We start from the raw sequence: 17,839 nt of genomic DNA on the forward strand, positions 1-17,839 counted from the left end.
ACGGCTTTGCCTTTTGCAACTGAGCAGGAAAAGCCGACCTAACAATAAGAAATGGGAGTGAGCATCATGGCAGCACGGGAAACCGGCAGTGTGAAGTGGTTCAACGACGCCAAAGGCTATGGCTTCATCCAGCGTGAAGGCGGGGCGGACGTGTTCGTGCATTACCGCGCGATCCGGGGCGACGGCCACCGTTCGCTGACTGAAGGCCAGCAGGTCGAATACGCAGTGGTGGAAGGGCAGAAGGGCTTGCAGGCTGAGGATGTGGTGGGGTTGTAACTCGCCTCGTTAGCCATGAAAAATCCCCTGCGCAGCGAAGATACTCGCTGCGCAGGGGATTTTTTGATGCGGCATCGACATGTGGGCATATGCCCACCGGGGCAATCAGGCCGTCTTCCAAGTGATCTCTTCTTCACCATCGGCACTGATCCGGATCCAGCGATCCGCCGATTCCTCGCCTTCCTCTTCCACCCACGATCCCGGCGCGCAGCGCACCTCCACGTTCAACGCGGCGAAGGCGGCGCGGGCGCAGGCGATGTCGTCTTCCCACGGGGTCTGGTCGCTTTCCAGGTACAGGCTGTTCCATTTGCCCACGGCCTTGGGCAGCCAGGTCACCGGGACGTTGCCGGCCTTGCATTTGTAGGTCTGGCCTTTCTGTACCCAATCGCTGCACGGGCCCAGGGCCTGGCCGAGCCAGCCGGCGATGGCCTTGTGGTCGACGTCGGCGTCTTTGAGGTAAATCTCGATATCGGGTTGGCGCATGGATGTCCTCGCTGCGGTCTTGAAAAATCCATTCGCGGATTTAACTGGCCCCGGACGGTTTGCCCGAGGTCCGGAATAAAAAGGTTATTGAAGAACGAAATAATCGTAGCGCATCGACACCGTGACCTCGAACGGGTCGGCCTGCTCGATCACGCTGGCGCGGCGTTCGGCACTGGCGCGCCAGCCGTGGGGCGTCATCGCCAGCAGGTTGGCGCGGTCCTGGCCACTGTCGAGCGTCAGCTTGAATTCGAGAGTTTCGCTGTGATTGAGCACCATGCCCGTCGGCACCAGGGCCAGGTGCTTGTCATCGGTGTATTCGCGCACTTCGTCATATAGCCGCTCACGCAGCTCCATCAGATGGCCGGCGGTGGGACCGACTTTCATCAGGCCGCCGCCGGGGCTGAGCAAGCGTTTGGCTTCTTGCCAGTCCAATGGACTGAAGACGCTGGCGAGGAATTGGCAGCAGCCATCCGCCAGCGGCACCCGGGCCATGCTGGCGATCAACCAAGTCAGTTGCGGGTTGCGCTTGCAGGCGCGCTTGACCGCCTCGCGGGAGATGTCCAGGGCGTAGCCGTCGGCGTTGGGCAATGCCTCGGCGATCTGCGCCGTGTAATAACCCTCGCCACAACCGATGTCCAGCCAGCGCCCGGGCGCGCGTTCGGCTGCCAGTTCGGCCAGGCGCCGGGCAACCGGGGCGTAGTGCCCAGCGTTGAGGAGGTCGCGGCGAGCTTCGACCATGGCCTGGTTGTCGCCGGGGTCGCGGCTGTTCTTGTGCTGCACCGGCAGCAGGTTCAGGTAACCCTGGCGCGCGCGGTCGAAACGATGCCCGGCCGGGCAGGCCACGCCATTGTCCACCGCGTTCAGCGGTTCGCTGCAGATCGGGCAGGCGAGCATCAGGCGAGCAACTTGATCAGCGTCTTGTAGTAGATCTCGGTCAACACGTCGAGATCGGCCGCCAACACGCGTTCGTTGACCTGGTGGATGGTCGCGTTGACCGGCCCCAGTTCTACCACTTGCGTGCCCATGGTGGCGATGAAACGACCGTCGGACGTGCCGCCGCTGGTAGACGCTTGAGTCTCGCGACCGGTGACGTCCTTGATGCTCGACGACACCGCGTCGAGCAGTGCACCCGGCTCGGTGAGGAACGGCAGGCCGGACAGCGCCCAGTCGATGTGCCAGTCCAGTTGATGCTTGTCGAGGATATCGGCGACGCGCTGTTGCAGGCCTTCGACGGTGGACTCGGTGGAGAAACGGAAGTTGAACACCGCCTCCAGGTCACCCGGGATCACGTTGGTCGCGCCGGTGCCGGAGTTGAGGTTGGAGATCTGGAAACTGGTCGGCGGGAAAAAGTCGTTGCCGTGGTCCCAATGCTCGGCGGCCAATTCGGCCAAGGCCGGCGCGGTGAGGTGGATCGGGTTCTTCGCCAGGTGTGGATAAGCCACGTGGCCTTGCTTGCCGCGCACGGTCAGCTTCGCGCCGAGGGAACCGCGACGGCCGTTCTTGACCACATCGCCCACCAAGGTGGTGCTCGACGGCTCGCCGACGATGCACCAGTCCAATCGTTCCTGGCGGGCCTTGAGGCGTTCGACCACGGCTTTGGTGCCATGGTGGGCCGGGCCTTCTTCATCGCTGGTGATCAGGAAAGTCACCGTACCCTTGTGGTCCGGGTAGTCGGCGACGAACCGTTCGGCCGCCACGACCATCGCCGCCAGGCTGCCTTTCATGTCCGCCGCGCCGCGGCCGCAGAGCATGCCTTGTTCGTCGATGATGGCATCGAATGGATCGAGCTGCCAAGCCTGTACCGGACCGGTCGGCACCACATCGGTGTGCCCGGCGAAGCACAACACCGGTCCGTCATGCTTGCCATGGCTGGCCCAGAAGTTATCCACATCCTCGATGCGCATCGGCTCGAGCTTGAAACCGGCGTCGCCCAGGCGCTGCATCATCAGTTTCTGGCAATCGGCATCCACCGGCGTCACGGACGGGCGGCGGATCAGGTCGCAGGCAAGTTGCAGGGTCGGCGAGAGGTCGGCGTGGGCCGTCATGAAAGCTCCGGAATATAGTGTGAACGCAAGGCTTGTATAAGCGCGGGATGGCTCGCGCGAAATGGCGGTTATCTTATAGCAAAACGATAACGGTGGGCTCAGGTGCCGGTCAGTTTGGCCACAAAAACCACCGAGGTTTTGCTTAAATTGCTCAGGCAAAGCCCTATAATGCGCGCCGGTTTTTGGGGTAATGGTCATGAGTACAGAAGATCCACGGTTTGCCGGTATCGCCCGTTTGTACGGCATTGAAGGCCTGGAGCGCCTGCGGGCGGCCCATGTGGCGATTGTCGGCGTCGGCGGTGTCGGTTCCTGGGCGGCGGAAGCCATTGCCCGCTGTGGCGTGGGCGAGATTTCGCTGTTCGACCTGGACGACGTCTGCGTCAGCAATGCCAACCGTCAGTTGCACGCTCTGGACAGCACCGTCGGCAAGCCCAAGGTCGAGGTGATGGCCGAGCGGCTTCGCGGGATCAACCCCGATTGCACGGTGCACGCGGTGGCAGACTTCGTTACGCGCGAGACCATGGCCGAGTACATCACGCCGAACATCGATTGCGTGATCGACTGCATCGACAGCGTCAACGCCAAGGCCGCGCTGATCGCCTGGTGCAAGCGTCGCAAGATCCAGATCATCACCACTGGCGGCGCGGGCGGGCAGATCGACCCGACGTTGATCCAGGTTTGCGACCTGAACCGCACGTTCAATGATCCGCTGGCCTCCAAGGTGCGCTCCACCTTGCGCCGCGATTACGGTTTTTCCCGAACCGTCACCCGCCACTACAGCGTACCGTGCGTGTTCTCCACGGAACAACTGCGCTACCCGAAGCCGGACGGCAGCATTTGCCTGCAGAAGAGTTTCGTCGGCGACGGCGTCAAGCTCGACTGCGCCGGCGGGTTTGGCGCGGTGATGATGGTGACGGCGACGTTCGGCATGGTCGCGGCGACCAAGGCTGTGGATAAGATCGTGGCGGGTGTGCGGCGGCCGGCTGACAGGCTTAAGCCCGGACAGTGACCCCTCACCACAGGTTATTGCGCCAGTTCGCGCATCCGCTTTAGCACCGCATTCAACCCATTGCTACGCGACGGCGACAGCTGTCGCGACAATCCCAGCTGATTGAACCAACCTGGCAAATCCACCTGCCGCAACTCTTCAACGGTCAGCCCGTTGACCCGCGCCAGCAGCAACGCCACCAACCCCCGGATCAGCCGCGCATCGCTGCTCGCGGAAAACTGCCAATGCCCGTCATTTAGCCGGCCCAGCAGCCATACCTGGCTTTCACAACCACTGACGAGGTTTGCATCGCATCTGTCCTCGTCGCTAAATGGCGCCAGGCGCTCGCCCCACTGCATCAACAGCCGCGCGCGTTGTTCCCAGCCTGACGCGTCCTGGAAAATCTGCAGCGCCGCGGCGGCGTCGGCAGGCAGTTTCATCGCAGCATCTCCAGGGCCTGATCCAGCGCGTCGAAGAACCGTTCAATGTCGGCGGAATCGTTGTACAGCGCCAGCGAAACCCGGATCGCCCCGGACAGCCCCAGGTGTTTGAACAAAGGCATGGCGCAGTGATGCCCGGCGCGCACGGCAATGCCTTGCTCGGTCAGCAGGTGCGCCAAATCAGCGTTGTGGATGCCGTCGACAACAAAGCTGACCAGGGCCAGCTGCGGCTCGCCCACAAGACGAACGCCGTTGCGAGCTCGCAGGCCGTGAAGCAAATAGTCATGCAGCGTTCGTTCATGATCGATGACCGCTTGCCCGTCGATATCGGACAGGTAATCGAGCGTCGCCCCCAAGCCGATCACGCTGGCTATGGGCGGTGTACCTGCTTCAAAACCCAGCGGTGCCGGGCGGAACGTGGCGTGGTGATAATCGGCTTGCTGGACCATCTCGCCTCCGAACTGCCAATGGCGCAATTGGCCCAGCGCTTCGGTGCGACCGAACAGCACGCCCAAGCCTTCGGGGCCATAAAGCTTGTGGCTGGAAAACACATAGAAGTCGCAGCCCAGCGCATCCACGTCATGACGGCCATGGACGATGCCCTGGGCACCGTCGACTACCGTCAGCGCTCCCTGGGCCTTGGCCATCGCCAGCAATGCCTGCAATGGTTGCCAGGTTCCCAGGACATTCGACAACTGACTCACCGCGAGCAGGCGGGTGCGCGGGCCGATCAGCTCGGCGGCAGCGCTCTTGTCAATTACCCCGTCGGCATCCAGCGGCAGCACCACCAGCGACAACGAGCGGCGCTCGGCCAGTTGTTGCCAGGGCAGCAGGTTGGCGTGATGTTCCAGGGCGCTGACGACAATTTCATCGCCTGGGTTGAACAGGTGTTCCAGCCCGTAGGCCAACAGGTTCAGCGCCGAAGTCGCGCCATGCGTAAAGATGACCTGGCCGCAGTCCACCGCATTGAGCCACTGGGAAACCTTGAGGCGACTGTCCTCGAACGCCTGGGTGGCGAGGGCGCCCGGCAAGTGTTGCGCGCGATGCACGTTGGCCGCGCCATTGGCATAGTAATGCGCCAGGGCGTCCAGCAAGGCTTGGGGTTTCTGTGTGGTGGCGGCGTTGTCCAGGTAGGTCTGGCCTTGCCGTTGCAGGGCGGCGATGGCCGGAAAGTCGGCACGCCAGGGTGAGGGCAGGAACATGGTGATCAGGACTCGTTTGGGCGGGCCGGGCGTCGATGATACGCGCCCGGCCGCTCCATTGGCACGCGGCTTAGTTGTGTGCGTGCAGTGCTTCGTTCAGCTCGATGGCGGATTTGTGGGTCTTGCATTCCACCGCGCCGGTCTCGGAGTTGCGGCGGAACAACAGGTCGGGCTGGCCGGCCAGGTCGCGTGCCTTGACCACTTTTACCAGTTGGTTGTTTTCATCCAGCAGGGCGACCTTGGTGCCGGCGGTCACGTACAGGCCCGACTCCACGGTGTTGCGGTCGCCCAGCGGGATGCCGATGCCGGCGTTGGCGCCGATCAGGCAACCTTCGCCGACCTTGATCACGATGTTGCCGCCACCCGACAGGGTGCCCATGGTCGAGCAACCGCCGCCCAGGTCAGAACCCTTGCCGACGAACACGCCCGCCGAGACGCGGCCTTCGATCATGCCCGGGCCTTCGGTGCCGGCGTTGAAGTTGACGAAACCTTCGTGCATCACCGTGGTGCCTTCACCCACATAGGCGCCCAGGCGCAGACGCGCGGCATCGGCGATACGCACGCCGGCCGGGACCACGTAGTCGGTCATTTTCGGGAACTTGTCCACCGAGAACACTTCCAGCAACTCGCCGCGCAGGCGGGCTTCGAGCTGGTGCTCAGCCAGTTCGGCCAGGTCGATAGCGCCCTGGCTGGTCCAGGCCACGTTCGGCAGCAGCGGGAAGATGCCGGCCAGGTTCAGGCCGTGGGGCTTGACCAGGCGATGGGACAGCAGGTGCAGCTTGAGGTAAGCCTCAGGGGTGGAACTCAGTTGGGCATCTTCGGCCAGCAAGGTGGCGACCAGCGGCTTGTGGCTTTCAGCCAGGCGGGTCAGCAGCTTGGCTTGCGCGGCATCGACGCTCCGGAGTGCATCAGCCAATTGCGAGGCCTGGGCCGTGGTAAACGTGATGGCCTGGTTGCCTGCACTGTAGCCAAGAATCGGCGCGATAGCCGCAACGATGTCTGCCGACGGGTTGAGCAGCGGCTGTGCGTAGAATACTTCCAGCCAGGCGCCTTCGCGGTTTTGGGTGCCGACACCAAAGGCCAGGCTAAACAGGGTAGTGGACATGAAATTACCTCTACAAAATGGACTGGGCAGGCTTACTTGATCTCTGCCGCATAAATATCTGGCTTGAAGCCAATCAGGGTTCGGTCACCGAGATCAAGCACCGGACGCTTGATCATCGAGGGTTGGGCGAGCATCAGTTCGATGGCTTTCGTCTGGTCGAGATCGGCTTTGCGTTCGTCGTCGAGTTTGCGAAAGGTCGTACCGGCACGGTTCAACACCACTTGCCAGCCATGCTCGTTGCACCATTGGGTCAGGTGCTCACGGTCGATGCCGGCAATCTTGTAATCATGAAAGTCATAACGCACCGCGTGTTCATCGAGCCAGGTGCGGGCCTTTTTCATCGTGTCGCAGGCTTTGATGCCGAAAAGCTGTAAGTGCTTGTTTTCATTGGGCATGAATGCTCCCCCAAAACGTTCCCGGTATCGTCCTGAAAATCAGCCGACGATTATGCCACGTCGTTCCAATCAGTGCCTCGACTGTCGCGGCGGATCGGACGAGGCGGAACCGATGGCGCGGTGACGGCCACACAGCTCAGGTAAATCCCGCACTTTTGCGCACGAGAGGCCCCGCCCATGGATTCCATCCCGCTGACACCGCGCCCTACATTGACGAATCAATCGCAAGAAACACTCCCGCCCCTTTCAACAAGATCTTCCACCGGGACCACTGCATCCGTCCCGATCGGCCCTGTCACGGCTGAACAGGACCTGGCAAATCGCACGGGTGAAATCAAGGCCCAGCTCACCAGGGTATTCGAACCGCATATGAATGGAGCCAATCGCGAGGCTTTCGAGGCATTGATAGACGATCGTTCGCGGACCTTGGCCAACGATGGCGAAACCGCGCAAAGCGTCGATGCCGTGCTGACCAAAGGCTCGCGGCTGGATCGCGCGGCCCATGACACTGTTGGATTCCTTCGTTCAGTTCCCTTCGGCGCGGCCTCCATCGCGCTGGACTTCGCCCCGGCGGTGACCGGCAATGGCTCGATTACAGCTCCGTTGGCGCTGTCGGCGATTGCCGGCTTGGTCAGCAGCGCCACCGACACGGTCGGTAATGGCGTGATGAAACGCGCCACCAGCGACACCCAGTGGCTGGTGGCCGAAAATGCCGACTTGGAGCCTGTCATGCAGGAAGCCGCCCAGGCGGTGAAGCCGAGCCTGACGACCCAGGCTGTCGAAGGCAGCCTGACTTTCCAGACCTTCACTGCGCGAAACGTGTTGCGCACGGTTATCCAACCCGTTGTGACGAAGACCGTCGATGCGCAAACGGGCAGCAAGGTGGATTCTGTAATAGCTGCCATCGGTTCTCCGCTGTCGGGCATGGCCGCCTATGACCTGCAACATTCCATCGATAAATCGAAACATCGGGTTGGCCCGGAATACCTGTTGGGGCGCCAAGACTGGCATCAGCGTTACAAGGACCTCAAGAATTATGGCGTGGGAAGTGCTGCGATGGGCATTGCGAAGCGGGTCGGCAGCCTGCCGCTGGACGCGATGCGCGATAGCAGCAAATCGCTGCAAGCCTTGGTGACGCCGACTGGCCTGGTCAGTGGGCTCGGCGCGTTGGCCGGCGGTATTACTGCGATCGGCATGGCCCAGACCGCTGCTGTCAACGCGGCCAGGAACGCCGGGTTCTCGCCTGCGGGTATTGCGGCGGCTGGCAAGGCGACTGTCACGGCGACGATGGCGCCGGTGCTCGCCGCTTGGGTTACAACAGGAGTGATGACCCAGCCGTTGGCGGACAAGGCTTCTGCCGCGTTGGACAGGCTATCCGCCGGTCCCGCTCATCCAGATGAGCTGCAGGGGATGTTGCCATTGGTCGAGGCATCGACGGCTGAACGGATCGAGGAAGATAGCGACAATGAGGGTGACAGCGTCGATTTTGTCTCGGCCCGCTCGACCCTCAGTGCCGCGGAGCGAGCTGTTTAGCTTCGGATGATCGCCGGTCGCTCCTGCCGCGTGGAGGTTAGGAGCGGCCAGCGGACGGCTGCGCATTGACGCCGCTGCGGTGCGACCAATGTGCAAGGGTAGCGGTCCACCTTGACAGTTAATATGGCACTTCGCCGGCCAGCTGTTGCCGGAGATGTGTATGGCTGTCATTGGAAGTCCGTTATGCAAAGCGCCTATACCGTCCTGATCCTGTTGATGCTGGTGGGCGTTTCACGCCTGATCGGACGGCTGGTCCCGCTCCCGTTGCCCCTGGTGCAGATCGGCGCCGGTGCCTTGTTGGCCTGGCCGTCCCTGGGGCTGCATGTGGCGCTCGATCCCGAGTTGTTCCTGTTTCTCTTTCTTCCGCCCCTGCTGTTCTCCGACGGATGGCGCATGCCCAAGCGCGAGCTCTGGCGCCTGCGCGGGCCGGTCCTGACGCTGGCGGTGGGGTTGGTGTTGTTCACGGTGGTGGGGGCGGGATATTTCATCCATTGGTTGCTGCCGAGTATCCCGTTACCGGTGGCCTTCGCCTTGGCGGCCGTGTTATCGCCGACCGACGCCGTGGCGGTCTCGGCGATCGCCCGGGACCGCCTGCCTGCACCGCTGATGCACATGCTCCAGGGCGAAGCCTTGATGAACGATGCGTCGGGCCTGGTGACATTCAAATTTGCGTTGGCGGCGGCTATCACCGGTGCTTTCTCCTTGGCGAATGCCAGCCTGGCGTTCGTCCTGGTCGCGCTCGGTGGCCTGCTGGTGGGTGTGGCCCTGAGTTGGCTGGTGGGGCGCTTGCGGGCGTGGATGGTAGCTCGCGGCTGGGACGATCCAGCCACCCATGTGGTGTTCATGTTGCTGCTGCCGTTTGCCGCGTATGTGCTGGCTGAACGCTTGGGCGCCTCGGGCATTCTCTCGGCGGTGGCGGCGGGCATGATGCAGAGCTGGCTCGACCTGCTGCCACGCCAGACCGGTACGCGGCTGCTCAATCGCAGCGTCTGGTCGCTGCTGGAATTCGCCTTCAATGGCTTGATCTTCTTGCTGCTGGGCTTGCAACTGCCGGACATCATCAAGGCGGTGACCAGCCACGAGACGACGCTGTGGCCAACGCTGTTCTACCGCTGCCTGGACGTGGTGGCGATTTTTTTGGTGTTGCTGGTATTGCGGTTTGTCTGGGTGCAAAGCATCTGGCGCTTGTCTGGACTGCTGCGCCGCTGGCGCGGCAAGGGCGAGTTGACCCTGGTGCCGACTGCGCGCTCTTGCTGGCTGCTGACGTTTGGCGGGGTCCGTGGGGCGGTAACACTGGCGGGCGTGTTGTCGGTGCCGTTGCTGCTGGGGGCGGGCGAGGCGTTTCCCGAGCGGGATTTGCTGATCTTCATCGCCGCCGGGGTGATTCTGTTATCGCTGGTTGCGGCCTGCATCGCCCTGCCATTGCTGCTGCGAGGTATCGAGAAAAGCCCCAACGACAAACGTCGCAACGAAGTGCGTGATGCATGGCGCAAAACCGCTGAAGCGGCGATCCATGCGTTGGAAGTGGAGGAGCCGAGCGAGTTGCCCAATACACCGGATGCGGCCCAGGCCGCGCTGGCGACCGAGGTCAAGGCACGGCTGATGTCCGAATATCGCCATCAACTTGAGGTGTTCAACGACTCCGCCGAAGCCCAGGCCCTGGCGTTCGAAATGGACCTGCTGGAACGCCGGCTGCGTTTGAAGGCTTATCGGGCGCAGCGACTGGAGTTGTATCGCCTCAGTCGTGAACACCAGATTGGCGATGACGTGTTGCGTGAGGTGTTGGGGGAGCTGGATTTGGCGGAGGCGAATTTGGGGTTGGGGAAATAGAAGTTGGGTCAGAGCGGTAGGTAGGCCTTTACACCGGCGATCACACCTTGCATATCTTCAGAGCCCAGGCGAGGAACGAAGTACTCTCGGCCCTTGGATCGGGTCTTTTTGTGCAGCTTGTCCAGGCGTTCAAAACTCACCGTATAGATCATGTCGCACTTCACCCACAGTTCTTTGTAGCCATCGGACTGGAGGGGATTGTTGCGGAGCAGGTGGTGCCAGTCCTGCTGAGTCTGTGGCGTTGTGGAGGAAATCGGCACCACGGTACAGAGCTTGCGACTGTGTGTGGCAGTAGGGGAGATCACCACCACCTTGCGGATCTTCAGCATTTCAGGCGCAACAAAGCCCCGCGTGAAGTCGCAAAGAAAAACATCGCCTTGCTTGGGATGGTAATAAAGAGGCATTCCTTATCCTCATGAAAAAGCAAAGCCGCCCGAAGGCGGCTTCAATCGACACGCAGTTGAGCTTGCTTCGCCCTTTCTGCGCCGCTGGGTCAACCCCGAGAGGGACCCAGACTCCTGCCAGCTCTCGCTGGTGACGGGTCGATTATGGCGACCGGCAATAGCGAATTCAAGTCAGCTTGAACCCTTGTCGCAGGGTTGAATGAGGTCTGTCGGTGTACAACGTTAGCGAAATCAAAGGCTTGGCGTTCGCGGTAGGTTTTATGTCTTTTCTTGTCTGAGCAGACAGATTGTCGTCTGTCAGACGCACCGAAGTTTCCGACAAGTTTTTAAGGTTGTCCGTCGGAAGCGGGGGCTCTAGCCTCTGGGTGTCGCTGCCAATTCAGCGACCGGACGTGAGAATCCGAACAACACCTCTAGGAGCACGGGCTTCTGCGCTATCCAAGCGCGGGGCTTTACATACTTCAGCTCTAGGGAGCAATTTTGATGGACAAGAAAGAGACTCAAAACGCACCAAAGCCAGCCTCCACTTTCCCCTACGGTGACTATGCCCCCGAAAAGCTGCAAGAGGCAGCCGATCGTGTGTTGGATCAATATCTCAAGCCTGATGACGACAGCAAGTCAGAACCCAAACCCTCGGTACAGTTATTCACTGTAGCTGACGGTATCGACACCGAAGTGTTGTTGGCCAACCTCAGCGAACCCCTGGCTTCTGCCAATGCGATGCTCAACGACCTTGCCTTCGATCAGGACGGCTCGCGACGGCATGTAGCGTTGGGGGGGGCCCAGATGATTGAGTTGGGGATGTTGTTGGCGAACAAGTGCCTGGACCGGGTAGAGCTTCGGACTTGATGCAATAAGTGCCGGCCTCATCGCGAGCAAGCTCGCGATAAATCGATTGGCTGATTCAATATTACCTGCGGCCACTGAACTCTGTGGCGAGGGAGCTTGCTCCCGCTGGGCCGGGCTGGCGCTCCAGCGCGAAGCGGCCCTGAAAACGGGCAACGCAGTATATCAGGCAGATTGAGTTGACTGCTTTGGGGCCGCTGCGCAGCCCAGCGGGAGCAAGCTCCCTCGGGTCCGCTTCAGCGCGATACGGTCATCAACCCCGACGCTGGATGAAGGCGCGGATCCGCTCCGCCGCTTCCACGCATTCAGCCAATGGTGCAACCAGGGCCATGCGCACGCGGCCAGCGCCTGGGTTGACGCCATCGACATCGCGGGACAGGTACGAACCCGGCACCACGGTCACGTGTTCCTGTTCGAACAGGTCCCGGCAGAAGGCTGCATCGTCGCCCGCCACGTTCGGCCACAGGTAGAAGCTGCCGTCGGGGCGTTGCACGTCCAGCACCGGGCTGAGGATTTCCAGCACGGCGTCGAACTTTTCCCGGTACAGCGCGCGGTTGGCCCGTACGTGCACTTCGTCGTTCCACGCGGCGATGCTCGCCAGTTGGGTTTGAACCGGCATGGCGCAGCCGTGGTAGGTGCGATACAGCAGGAAGCCCTTGAGGATGTCCGCGTCGCCGGCCACGAAGCCGGAGCGCAGGCCGGGCAGGTTGGAGCGTTTGGACAGGCTGTGGAACACCACGCAGCGCTTGAAGTCCTTGCGCCCGAGTTCAACGCAAGCCGTGAGCAGCCCCGGCGGCGGGGTCTGTTCGTCGAAGTAGAGTTCGCTGTAGCACTCGTCCGAGGCGATGACGAAGTTGTACTCGTCAGCCAGGGCGATGAGTTTCTTCAGTACATCCACCGGGATCAACGCGCCGGTCGGGTTGCCCGGGGAGCACAGGAACAGGATCTGGCAGCGTTTCCAGATGTCCGGCGAGACGGCATCGAAATCCGGATTGAAGCCGTTCTCGTCCAGGCACGGCAGGTAGTGTGGCTTGGCCCCGGCCAGGAACGCCGCGCCTTCGTAGATCTGGTAGAACGGGTTCGGGCTGACCACCAAGGCATCGTCGCCCCGGTTGACCACGGTCTGGGTAAAGGCGAACAGGGCTTCACGGGTACCGTTGACCGGCAGCACGTGGCGCGCCGGATCCAGCCAGCCGTTCGGCACGTTGAAGCGACGCTCGCACCAGCCGGTGATGGCTTCACGCAGCTCCGGGATACCGAGGGTGGTCGGGTACACGGCCATTTTTTCCAGATTGCTGGCCAGGGCCTCAGCCACGAAGCTCGGCGAACGATGCTTGGGCTCGCCGATGGACAACGCGATCGGGCGCTTGTCCGGGTTGGGCGTGACCCTGCCGAGCAGGGCGCGCAATTTTTCGAACGGGTAGGGCTGGAGCTGGTTCAGGGCGTTGTTCATCGTTGCGCAATCTCTCAAAACGGCTGAATCATGACGCGATCAGATGCTGATGCGCGTCAGGTTGATGTCGGGTTCCTGGTTGACGCTCAAGTGCCGGACGATCGCTTCCTGCAAGCGGCTGCACAACTGCGGGTCGGACAACGGCTGGTTGTGAGCGTCGGTGATAAAGAAAACGTCTTCCACTCGCTCGCCGAGGGTGGCGATCTTGGCGTTCTGCAGCGACAGGTCGAATTCCAGGAAAATATGCCCGACCCGCGCCAGCAGGCCCGGGCGGTCTGGCGCGCTGAGTTCCAGCACCGTGACCTGGCGCTGGGCGTCGTTGTGGATCGTCACTTGTGGCGCAAAGGCGAAATGCTTGAGCTGGCGCGGCACGCGGCGCTGGATGATGGTCGGGTAGTCCGCCGGGTTGCGCAGGGCTTCGGTAAGTCCGTCGCGAATCTGCTTGACCCGCGCCGGGTTGTCGCCAATCGAGTCGCCGTCGGTGTCGAGCACGATGTAGGTGTCGAGGGTGAACTGGCTGCTGGACGTAATGACCCGAGCGTCATGGATGTTGAGGTTGAGCTGGTCCATTGCGGCCACGGTCACGGCGAAGAAGTCGTGCTGGTCCGGGGCGTAGATGAAGATTTGTGTGCCACCCTCGAATTCGCGCTGGGTGGTTTCCTTGATCAATACCAGCGGCCCGCCATCGGCCGGCTGCTGGAGGATCGCGTCGGTGTGCCAGGCCACGTCGCCGGCGGTGTGGCGCAGGAAATAATCATCGCCCAGTTGCGACCAGAGCTGCTCGACATCGTCCGGATCGGTGCCGCCGCGCACCAGAATGTCCAGGGCCGCGCTTTGGGTGCGGCGGATCTGCTCTTCGCGGTCCACCGGGTTTTCCAGGCCGCGGCGCAAGGCACGCTTGGTCTCGGTGTAGAGCTGGCGCAGCAGGCTGGCGCGCCAGGAATTCCACAGGCTCGGGTTGGTGGCGTTGATGTCGGCCACGGTCAACACGTAGAGGTAATCCAGGCGGGTTTCATCGCCGACGATCTGGGCGAAGTCATGGATCACCTGCGGATCGGACAAGTCCTTGCGCTGGGCGGTGGTCGACATCACCAGGTGGTTCTGCACCAGCCAGACGATCAACCGGCTGTCCCATACCGGCAGCTGATGCCGCTGGCAGAAGGCTTCGGCATCCACCGCGCCGATTTCGGAATGGTCGCCTTGGCGGCCTTTACCGATGTCGTGATACAGCCCTGCCATGTAGATCAGCTCGGGCTTGGGCAGCTTGGCCATGAGCTTGCTGGCCAGCGGGAATTTCTCCGATACCTGGGTGTACTGCAGCTTACGCAGGTGCTTGATCAGGTTCAGGGTGTGGGCATCGACCGTATAGATGTGGAACAGGTCGTGCTGCATCTGCCCGACAATGAAGCCGAATTCTGGCAGATAACGCCCGAGGATCCCGTAGCGGTTCATCCGCCGCAGGTTGCGGTGCACGCCGATCTTGCACTTGAACAGCTCGATGAACAGGCTGGTGTTGCGAATATCGTGGCGGAAGTCGTCGTCGATCAGGTGACGGTTTTCCCGCAGCAGGCGGATGGTGTCGGCGCGCACACCCTTGATCTCCGGCTGCTGGGCCATGAGCACGAAGATTTCGAGCATGGCAAAGGGCGTGCGGCGGAACACATTGGCGTTGCGCGCTTCGATGTAGCCGTCGTGCAACTGGAAACGCGAGTTGATCGGCTGCGGTGGCTCTTCGTCTTCGGGCGCGAGGATGACTTCCTCGAAGTGTTGGATGATCAGCTCGCTGAGTTGGGCGATGCTCATCACCACGCGGTAGTACTGCTGCATGAAGTTTTCGATGGACTGCTTGGCATCCTGTCCTTCGAAGCCTAATAGGCCAGCGATGGAGCGCTGGTGATCGAACAGCAGGCGGTCCTCGGAGCGTCCTGCGAGCATGTGCAGGGCGTAGCGGACCTTCCACAGGAACTCCTGGGACGACGCGAGCAAGGCGTTTTCGCTCTCCACCAGGAAACCTTCGCCGGCCAGGGCCCGCAGGTTCAGCGTGCCGTACTGGCGACGGGCGACCCAAAGGATTGTCTGGATGTCCCGCAATCCACCCGGCGAGCCTTTGACGTTGGGTTCCAGGTTGTATTCGGTGTCGTTGTACTTGTGGTGGCGGGCCTTCTGCTCGGCGTGCTTGGCCAGGAAGAAGTCCTTGCTCGGCCACATGTGCGCCGTGCTGGTGACATCGAGCATGCGTTGGCGCAGCCGCTCAGGGCCGGCGACGGTGCGACTTTCCATCAGGTTGGTGATCACCGTGAGGTCGGCGCGAGCCTCGTCGGCGCATTCCTGCACCGAACGTACACTTTGGCCGACCTCCAGGCCGATGTCCCACAGCAGCGTCAGGAAACGCTCGATGGAGTCGCGGAAGATTTCATGGTCGGCGCTGTCCAGCAGGATCAGCAAGTCGATATCCGAGTAGGGGTGCAGTTCGCCACGCCCGTAGCCGCCCACCGCGACCAGGGCAATGTCGGCATCCTCGCTCCAGTTGAACTGTTCCCAGGCCTTTTGCAGGATGTTATCGACGAACCAGGCGCGATCCTCGATCAGCCGGCGAATATCCCTGCCGCTGCGAAAGCGCTGGTCGAGCACTTCGCGGGCCTGGCGGATCGCTTTCTTGAACGCCGATATGGGGCTTGCCTTCAGGGCCAGTTCAGCCTGGAACTGGCCGCGGTCGAAGAGTTCGGGATCCACCTGCGGCATCGAATGGCTTTCCTTTCTATCTATCTATCTATCTATCTATCTATCTATAGCTATAGGCTGGGCGCGGATCAGGCGGAAACGCGAGCAATGGTGTCATCGCTGCGCAGGGTAAAGATCTCGTAGCCGGTCTCGGTCACCAGCAACGTGTGCTCCCACTGGGCCGACAGCTTGCGGTCCTTGGTGATGGCAGTCCAGCCGTCGCCCAATACCTTGGTGTCGGCGCGACCCTGGTTGATCATCGGCTCGATGGTGAAGGTCATGCCCGCCTGCAGTTCCATGCCGGTGCCGGCGCGGCCGTAGTGCAGGATCTGCGGTTCTTCGTGGAACACCTTGCCAATGCCGTGGCCGCAGAATTCGCGCACCACCGAGAAACCGTTCTTTTGCGCGTGCTTCTGGATCACTTCGCCGATGTCACCCAGGCGGCAGCCCGGTTTCACCAGTTCAATGGCCATGTACATGCATTCCTGGGTGACCTTCGACAGACGCTGGGCCCACTCCGGAACGTTGCCGACATGGAACATGCGGCTGGTATCGCCGTGGTAGCCATCCTTGATGACGGTGACATCGATGTTCAGGGTGTCGCCATCCTTCAACGGCTTTTCGTTGGGGATGCCGTGGCAGACCACGTGGTTGATCGAGGTGCAGATCGACTTGGGGAAGCCTTTGTAGTTGAGCGGCGCCGGAATGGCTTTCTGCTCGTTGACGATATAGTCGTGGCAGATGCGGTCCAGCTCTTCGGTGGTGACGCCCGGCTTGACGTAATCGGCGATCATTTCCAGCACTTCGGCGGCGAGTTTGCCGGCGACACGCATTTTTGCGATGTCCTCGGGAGTCTTGAGGGTAACGGTCATACAGGCTCTCTCTGCGCCCGACGGCGCTGTTCAAAACGAAATGGGCGGCGGATGATGGTCGGTGCGGCCCTGAAAGAGGCGATTCTAACAGACGCTCGGCGCAAATCCGCGCCCGCGTGCATCGCTTCTCTCTATAAGGGGCTGTCACGACAGTCAATGAATGGGCTGCATGAGGGCGCTTCGCCGGGTTTTCAGAATCCGGGTTTCGTTTTCATCCTTGCTGTGGTATAAAATGCGCCGCTTTCCGGGGATGACCCCGTGAGCTTAAATCCACACACGTGTCGACACGATGGCCTGGGTGCCTTCGGCTTATTCAGCCGCTGGTTGGTCATTGGGATACGTGGAGGCCAAACCCGACTTATCAAGGAACTATCATGTCCCAAGTCAACATGCGCGATATGCTGAAGGCCGGTGTGCACTTCGGTCACCAGACCCGTTACTGGAACCCGAAAATGGGTAAGTACATTTTCGGCGCGCGCAACAAGATCCACATCATCAACCTTGAAAAAACCCTGCCGATGTTCAACGAAGCGCTGACCTTCGTAGAGCGCCTGGCCCAGGGCAAAAACAAGATTCTGTTCGTCGGCACCAAGCGTTCCGCTGGCAAGATCGTTGCTGAAGAAGCAGCACGTTGCGGTTCGCCGTACGTCGATCACCGCTGGTTGGGCGGCATGCTGACCAACTTCAAGACCATTCGCGCTTCCATCAAGCGTCTGCGTGACCTTGAAGTCCAGTCCGAAGACGGTACTTTCGCCAAGCTGACCAAGAAAGAAGCGCTGATGCGCACTCGCGATCTTGAGAAGCTGGACCGCTCCCTGGGCGGTATCAAGGACATGGGCGGTCTGCCTGACGCACTGTTCGTGATCGACGTTGACCACGAGCGCATCGCGATCACCGAAGCCAACAAGCTGGGTATCCCGGTCATCGGCGTTGTCGATACCAACAGCAGCCCGGAAGGCGTTGACTACATCATCCCAGGCAACGATGACGCCATTCGCGCCATCCAGCTGTACATGGGTGCGATGGCTGACGCTGTCATCCGTGGTCGCAACAACGTGAATGGCGGTACTGTTGAATTCGCAGCTGCAACTGAAGAAGCTCCGGCTGCAGCCGCTGAGTAATCGACGCCCCTGGCGTTGACTCAGTAAGCAAAAAGGGGGCTTGGCCCCCTTTTTGCCACCTCGAAAACCATTTGCCGCCCGCGCAGTGACTTGTTTGTAACCTGCCGTGGCCTATAAGCAGTGGT

General features: G+C 61.4%; 17 protein-coding genes. 6 read left to right on the forward strand and 11 right to left on the reverse strand.

Annotation, left to right across the window (positions count from 1 at the left end; all coding sequences use genetic code 11):
* Positions 1-66 precede the first annotated feature (66 nt).
* A complete protein-coding gene (locus HU806_RS09740) occupies positions 67-276 on the forward strand; it encodes a cold shock domain-containing protein (protein ID WP_186611178.1) in 210 nt (69 codons plus the stop codon).
* A 105-nt stretch (positions 277-381) separates the two neighbouring features.
* Here the strand turns inward: HU806_RS09740 and HU806_RS09745 are convergent, their stop codons facing one another.
* The 3 genes from HU806_RS09745 to dapE all read right to left on the reverse strand — a co-directional run bounded on the left by HU806_RS09745 (position 382) and on the right by dapE (position 2,804).
* The gene (locus HU806_RS09745; RefSeq protein ID WP_186611179.1) at positions 382-759 is read right to left on the reverse strand and encodes a hypothetical protein; all 378 of its coding nucleotides are present in this window, start codon (positions 757-759) and stop codon (positions 382-384) included.
* An 84-nt stretch (positions 760-843) separates the two neighbouring features.
* A complete protein-coding gene (locus HU806_RS09750) occupies positions 844-1,653 on the reverse strand; it encodes a putative RNA methyltransferase (RefSeq protein ID WP_186611180.1) in 810 nt (269 codons plus the stop codon).
* Positions 1,653-2,804, reverse strand: a complete 1,152-nt coding sequence (dapE, locus tag HU806_RS09755) for a succinyl-diaminopimelate desuccinylase (protein ID WP_186611181.1) — start codon at positions 2,802-2,804, stop codon at positions 1,653-1,655. Before dapE ends, HU806_RS09750 begins: the two co-directional genes overlap by 1 nt.
* Before the next feature lie 190 nt (positions 2,805-2,994).
* Between dapE and tcdA the strand changes: the two genes are divergently transcribed.
* Positions 2,995-3,813: a tRNA cyclic N6-threonylcarbamoyladenosine(37) synthase TcdA gene (gene tcdA / locus HU806_RS09760; protein ID WP_186611182.1), complete on the forward strand. Its 819-nt coding sequence runs from the start codon at positions 2,995-2,997 to the stop codon at positions 3,811-3,813.
* A gap of 14 nt (positions 3,814-3,827) precedes the next feature.
* Here tcdA and HU806_RS09765 read toward each other — a convergent pair whose 3' ends face one another.
* From HU806_RS09765 to HU806_RS09780, 4 genes are all read right to left on the reverse strand, one after another.
* The gene (locus HU806_RS09765; protein WP_186611183.1) at positions 3,828-4,232 is read right to left on the reverse strand and encodes a SufE family protein; all 405 of its coding nucleotides are present in this window, start codon (positions 4,230-4,232) and stop codon (positions 3,828-3,830) included.
* Positions 4,229-5,434, reverse strand: coding sequence for an aminotransferase class V-fold PLP-dependent enzyme (locus HU806_RS09770; protein WP_186611184.1), 1,206 nt, complete (start codon positions 5,432-5,434; stop codon positions 4,229-4,231). Before HU806_RS09770 ends, HU806_RS09765 begins: the two co-directional genes overlap by 4 nt.
* A gap of 70 nt (positions 5,435-5,504) precedes the next feature.
* The gene (dapD, locus tag HU806_RS09775; protein ID WP_186611185.1) at positions 5,505-6,539 is read right to left on the reverse strand and encodes a 2,3,4,5-tetrahydropyridine-2,6-dicarboxylate N-succinyltransferase; all 1,035 of its coding nucleotides are present in this window, start codon (positions 6,537-6,539) and stop codon (positions 5,505-5,507) included.
* Between the two features lie 32 nt (positions 6,540-6,571).
* The gene (locus HU806_RS09780) at positions 6,572-6,934 is read right to left on the reverse strand and encodes an ArsC family reductase (protein ID WP_186611186.1); all 363 of its coding nucleotides are present in this window, start codon (positions 6,932-6,934) and stop codon (positions 6,572-6,574) included.
* Between the two features lie 369 nt (positions 6,935-7,303).
* Between HU806_RS09780 and HU806_RS09785 the strand changes: the two genes are divergently transcribed.
* Together HU806_RS09785 and HU806_RS09790 are read left to right on the forward strand one after the other, a co-directional pair.
* A complete protein-coding gene (locus HU806_RS09785) occupies positions 7,304-8,467 on the forward strand; it encodes a type III effector protein RopAA (protein ID WP_238350147.1) in 1,164 nt (387 codons plus the stop codon).
* 183 nt (positions 8,468-8,650) lie between these two features.
* On the forward strand, positions 8,651-10,297 hold the full coding sequence (locus tag HU806_RS09790) for a Na+/H+ antiporter (RefSeq protein WP_186611188.1): 1,647 nt from the start codon (positions 8,651-8,653) through the stop codon (positions 10,295-10,297).
* A gap of 8 nt (positions 10,298-10,305) precedes the next feature.
* On the opposite strand, the gene HU806_RS09795 is transcribed toward HU806_RS09790, so the two are convergent.
* Positions 10,306-10,701 carry a type II toxin-antitoxin system PemK/MazF family toxin gene (locus tag HU806_RS09795; protein ID WP_186611189.1) on the reverse strand — a complete coding sequence of 132 codons (396 nt, stop codon included), beginning with the start codon at positions 10,699-10,701 and terminating at the stop codon, positions 10,306-10,308.
* 483 nt (positions 10,702-11,184) lie between these two features.
* On the opposite strand from HU806_RS09795, the gene HU806_RS09800 reads away from it, so the two are divergent.
* The gene (locus HU806_RS09800; RefSeq protein WP_186611190.1) at positions 11,185-11,550 is read left to right on the forward strand and encodes a DUF6124 family protein; all 366 of its coding nucleotides are present in this window, start codon (positions 11,185-11,187) and stop codon (positions 11,548-11,550) included.
* A 250-nt stretch (positions 11,551-11,800) separates the two neighbouring features.
* On the opposite strand, the gene dapC is transcribed toward HU806_RS09800, so the two are convergent.
* From dapC to map, 3 genes are all read right to left on the reverse strand, one after another.
* Entirely contained in the window at positions 11,801-13,000 is a 1,200-nt protein-coding gene (dapC, locus tag HU806_RS09805) for a succinyldiaminopimelate transaminase (protein WP_186611191.1), read from the reverse strand.
* 39 nt (positions 13,001-13,039) lie between these two features.
* Positions 13,040-15,742: a [protein-PII] uridylyltransferase gene (locus tag HU806_RS09810; RefSeq protein WP_186611192.1), complete on the reverse strand. Its 2,703-nt coding sequence runs from the start codon at positions 15,740-15,742 to the stop codon at positions 13,040-13,042.
* A 68-nt stretch (positions 15,743-15,810) separates the two neighbouring features.
* A complete protein-coding gene (map, locus tag HU806_RS09815; RefSeq protein WP_053118843.1) occupies positions 15,811-16,593 on the reverse strand; it encodes a type I methionyl aminopeptidase in 783 nt (260 codons plus the stop codon).
* Between the two features lie 374 nt (positions 16,594-16,967).
* Between map and rpsB the strand changes: the two genes are divergently transcribed.
* On the forward strand, positions 16,968-17,714 hold the full coding sequence (gene rpsB, locus HU806_RS09820) for a 30S ribosomal protein S2 (RefSeq protein ID WP_186611193.1): 747 nt from the start codon (positions 16,968-16,970) through the stop codon (positions 17,712-17,714).
* The last annotated feature ends 125 nt before the right edge of the window (positions 17,715-17,839 follow it).

Source organism: Pseudomonas sp. SWRI154 (assembly GCF_014268645.1).
Lineage (GTDB): Bacteria > Pseudomonadota > Gammaproteobacteria > Pseudomonadales > Pseudomonadaceae > Aquipseudomonas > Aquipseudomonas marvdashtae.

Coding starts and splice junctions, on each gene's coding strand:
- HU806_RS09780 (WP_186611186.1), bottom strand. CDS start 6,934: ATGCCCAATGAAAACAAGCACTTACAGCTTTTCGGCATCAAAGCCTGC.
- HU806_RS09785 (WP_238350147.1), top strand. CDS start 7,304: ATGAATGGAGCCAATCGCGAGGCTTTCGAGGCATTGATAGACGATCGT.
- rpsB (WP_186611193.1), top strand. CDS start 16,968: ATGTCCCAAGTCAACATGCGCGATATGCTGAAGGCCGGTGTGCACTTC.
- HU806_RS09770 (WP_186611184.1), bottom strand. CDS start 5,434: ATGTTCCTGCCCTCACCCTGGCGTGCCGACTTTCCGGCCATCGCCGCC.
- dapC (WP_186611191.1), bottom strand. CDS start 13,000: ATGAACAACGCCCTGAACCAGCTCCAGCCCTACCCGTTCGAAAAATTG.
- HU806_RS09740 (WP_186611178.1), top strand. CDS start 67: ATGGCAGCACGGGAAACCGGCAGTGTGAAGTGGTTCAACGACGCCAAA.
- dapE (WP_186611181.1), bottom strand. CDS start 2,804: ATGACGGCCCACGCCGACCTCTCGCCGACCCTGCAACTTGCCTGCGAC.
- HU806_RS09795 (WP_186611189.1), bottom strand. CDS start 10,701: ATGCCTCTTTATTACCATCCCAAGCAAGGCGATGTTTTTCTTTGCGAC.
- HU806_RS09790 (WP_186611188.1), top strand. CDS start 8,651: ATGCAAAGCGCCTATACCGTCCTGATCCTGTTGATGCTGGTGGGCGTT.
- map (WP_053118843.1), bottom strand. CDS start 16,593: ATGACCGTTACCCTCAAGACTCCCGAGGACATCGCAAAAATGCGTGTC.
- HU806_RS09800 (WP_186611190.1), top strand. CDS start 11,185: ATGGACAAGAAAGAGACTCAAAACGCACCAAAGCCAGCCTCCACTTTC.
- HU806_RS09810 (WP_186611192.1), bottom strand. CDS start 15,742: ATGCCGCAGGTGGATCCCGAACTCTTCGACCGCGGCCAGTTCCAGGCT.
- HU806_RS09750 (WP_186611180.1), bottom strand. CDS start 1,653: ATGCTCGCCTGCCCGATCTGCAGCGAACCGCTGAACGCGGTGGACAAT.
- HU806_RS09745 (WP_186611179.1), bottom strand. CDS start 759: ATGCGCCAACCCGATATCGAGATTTACCTCAAAGACGCCGACGTCGAC.
- tcdA (WP_186611182.1), top strand. CDS start 2,995: ATGGTCATGAGTACAGAAGATCCACGGTTTGCCGGTATCGCCCGTTTG.
- HU806_RS09765 (WP_186611183.1), bottom strand. CDS start 4,232: ATGAAACTGCCTGCCGACGCCGCCGCGGCGCTGCAGATTTTCCAGGAC.
- dapD (WP_186611185.1), bottom strand. CDS start 6,539: ATGTCCACTACCCTGTTTAGCCTGGCCTTTGGTGTCGGCACCCAAAAC.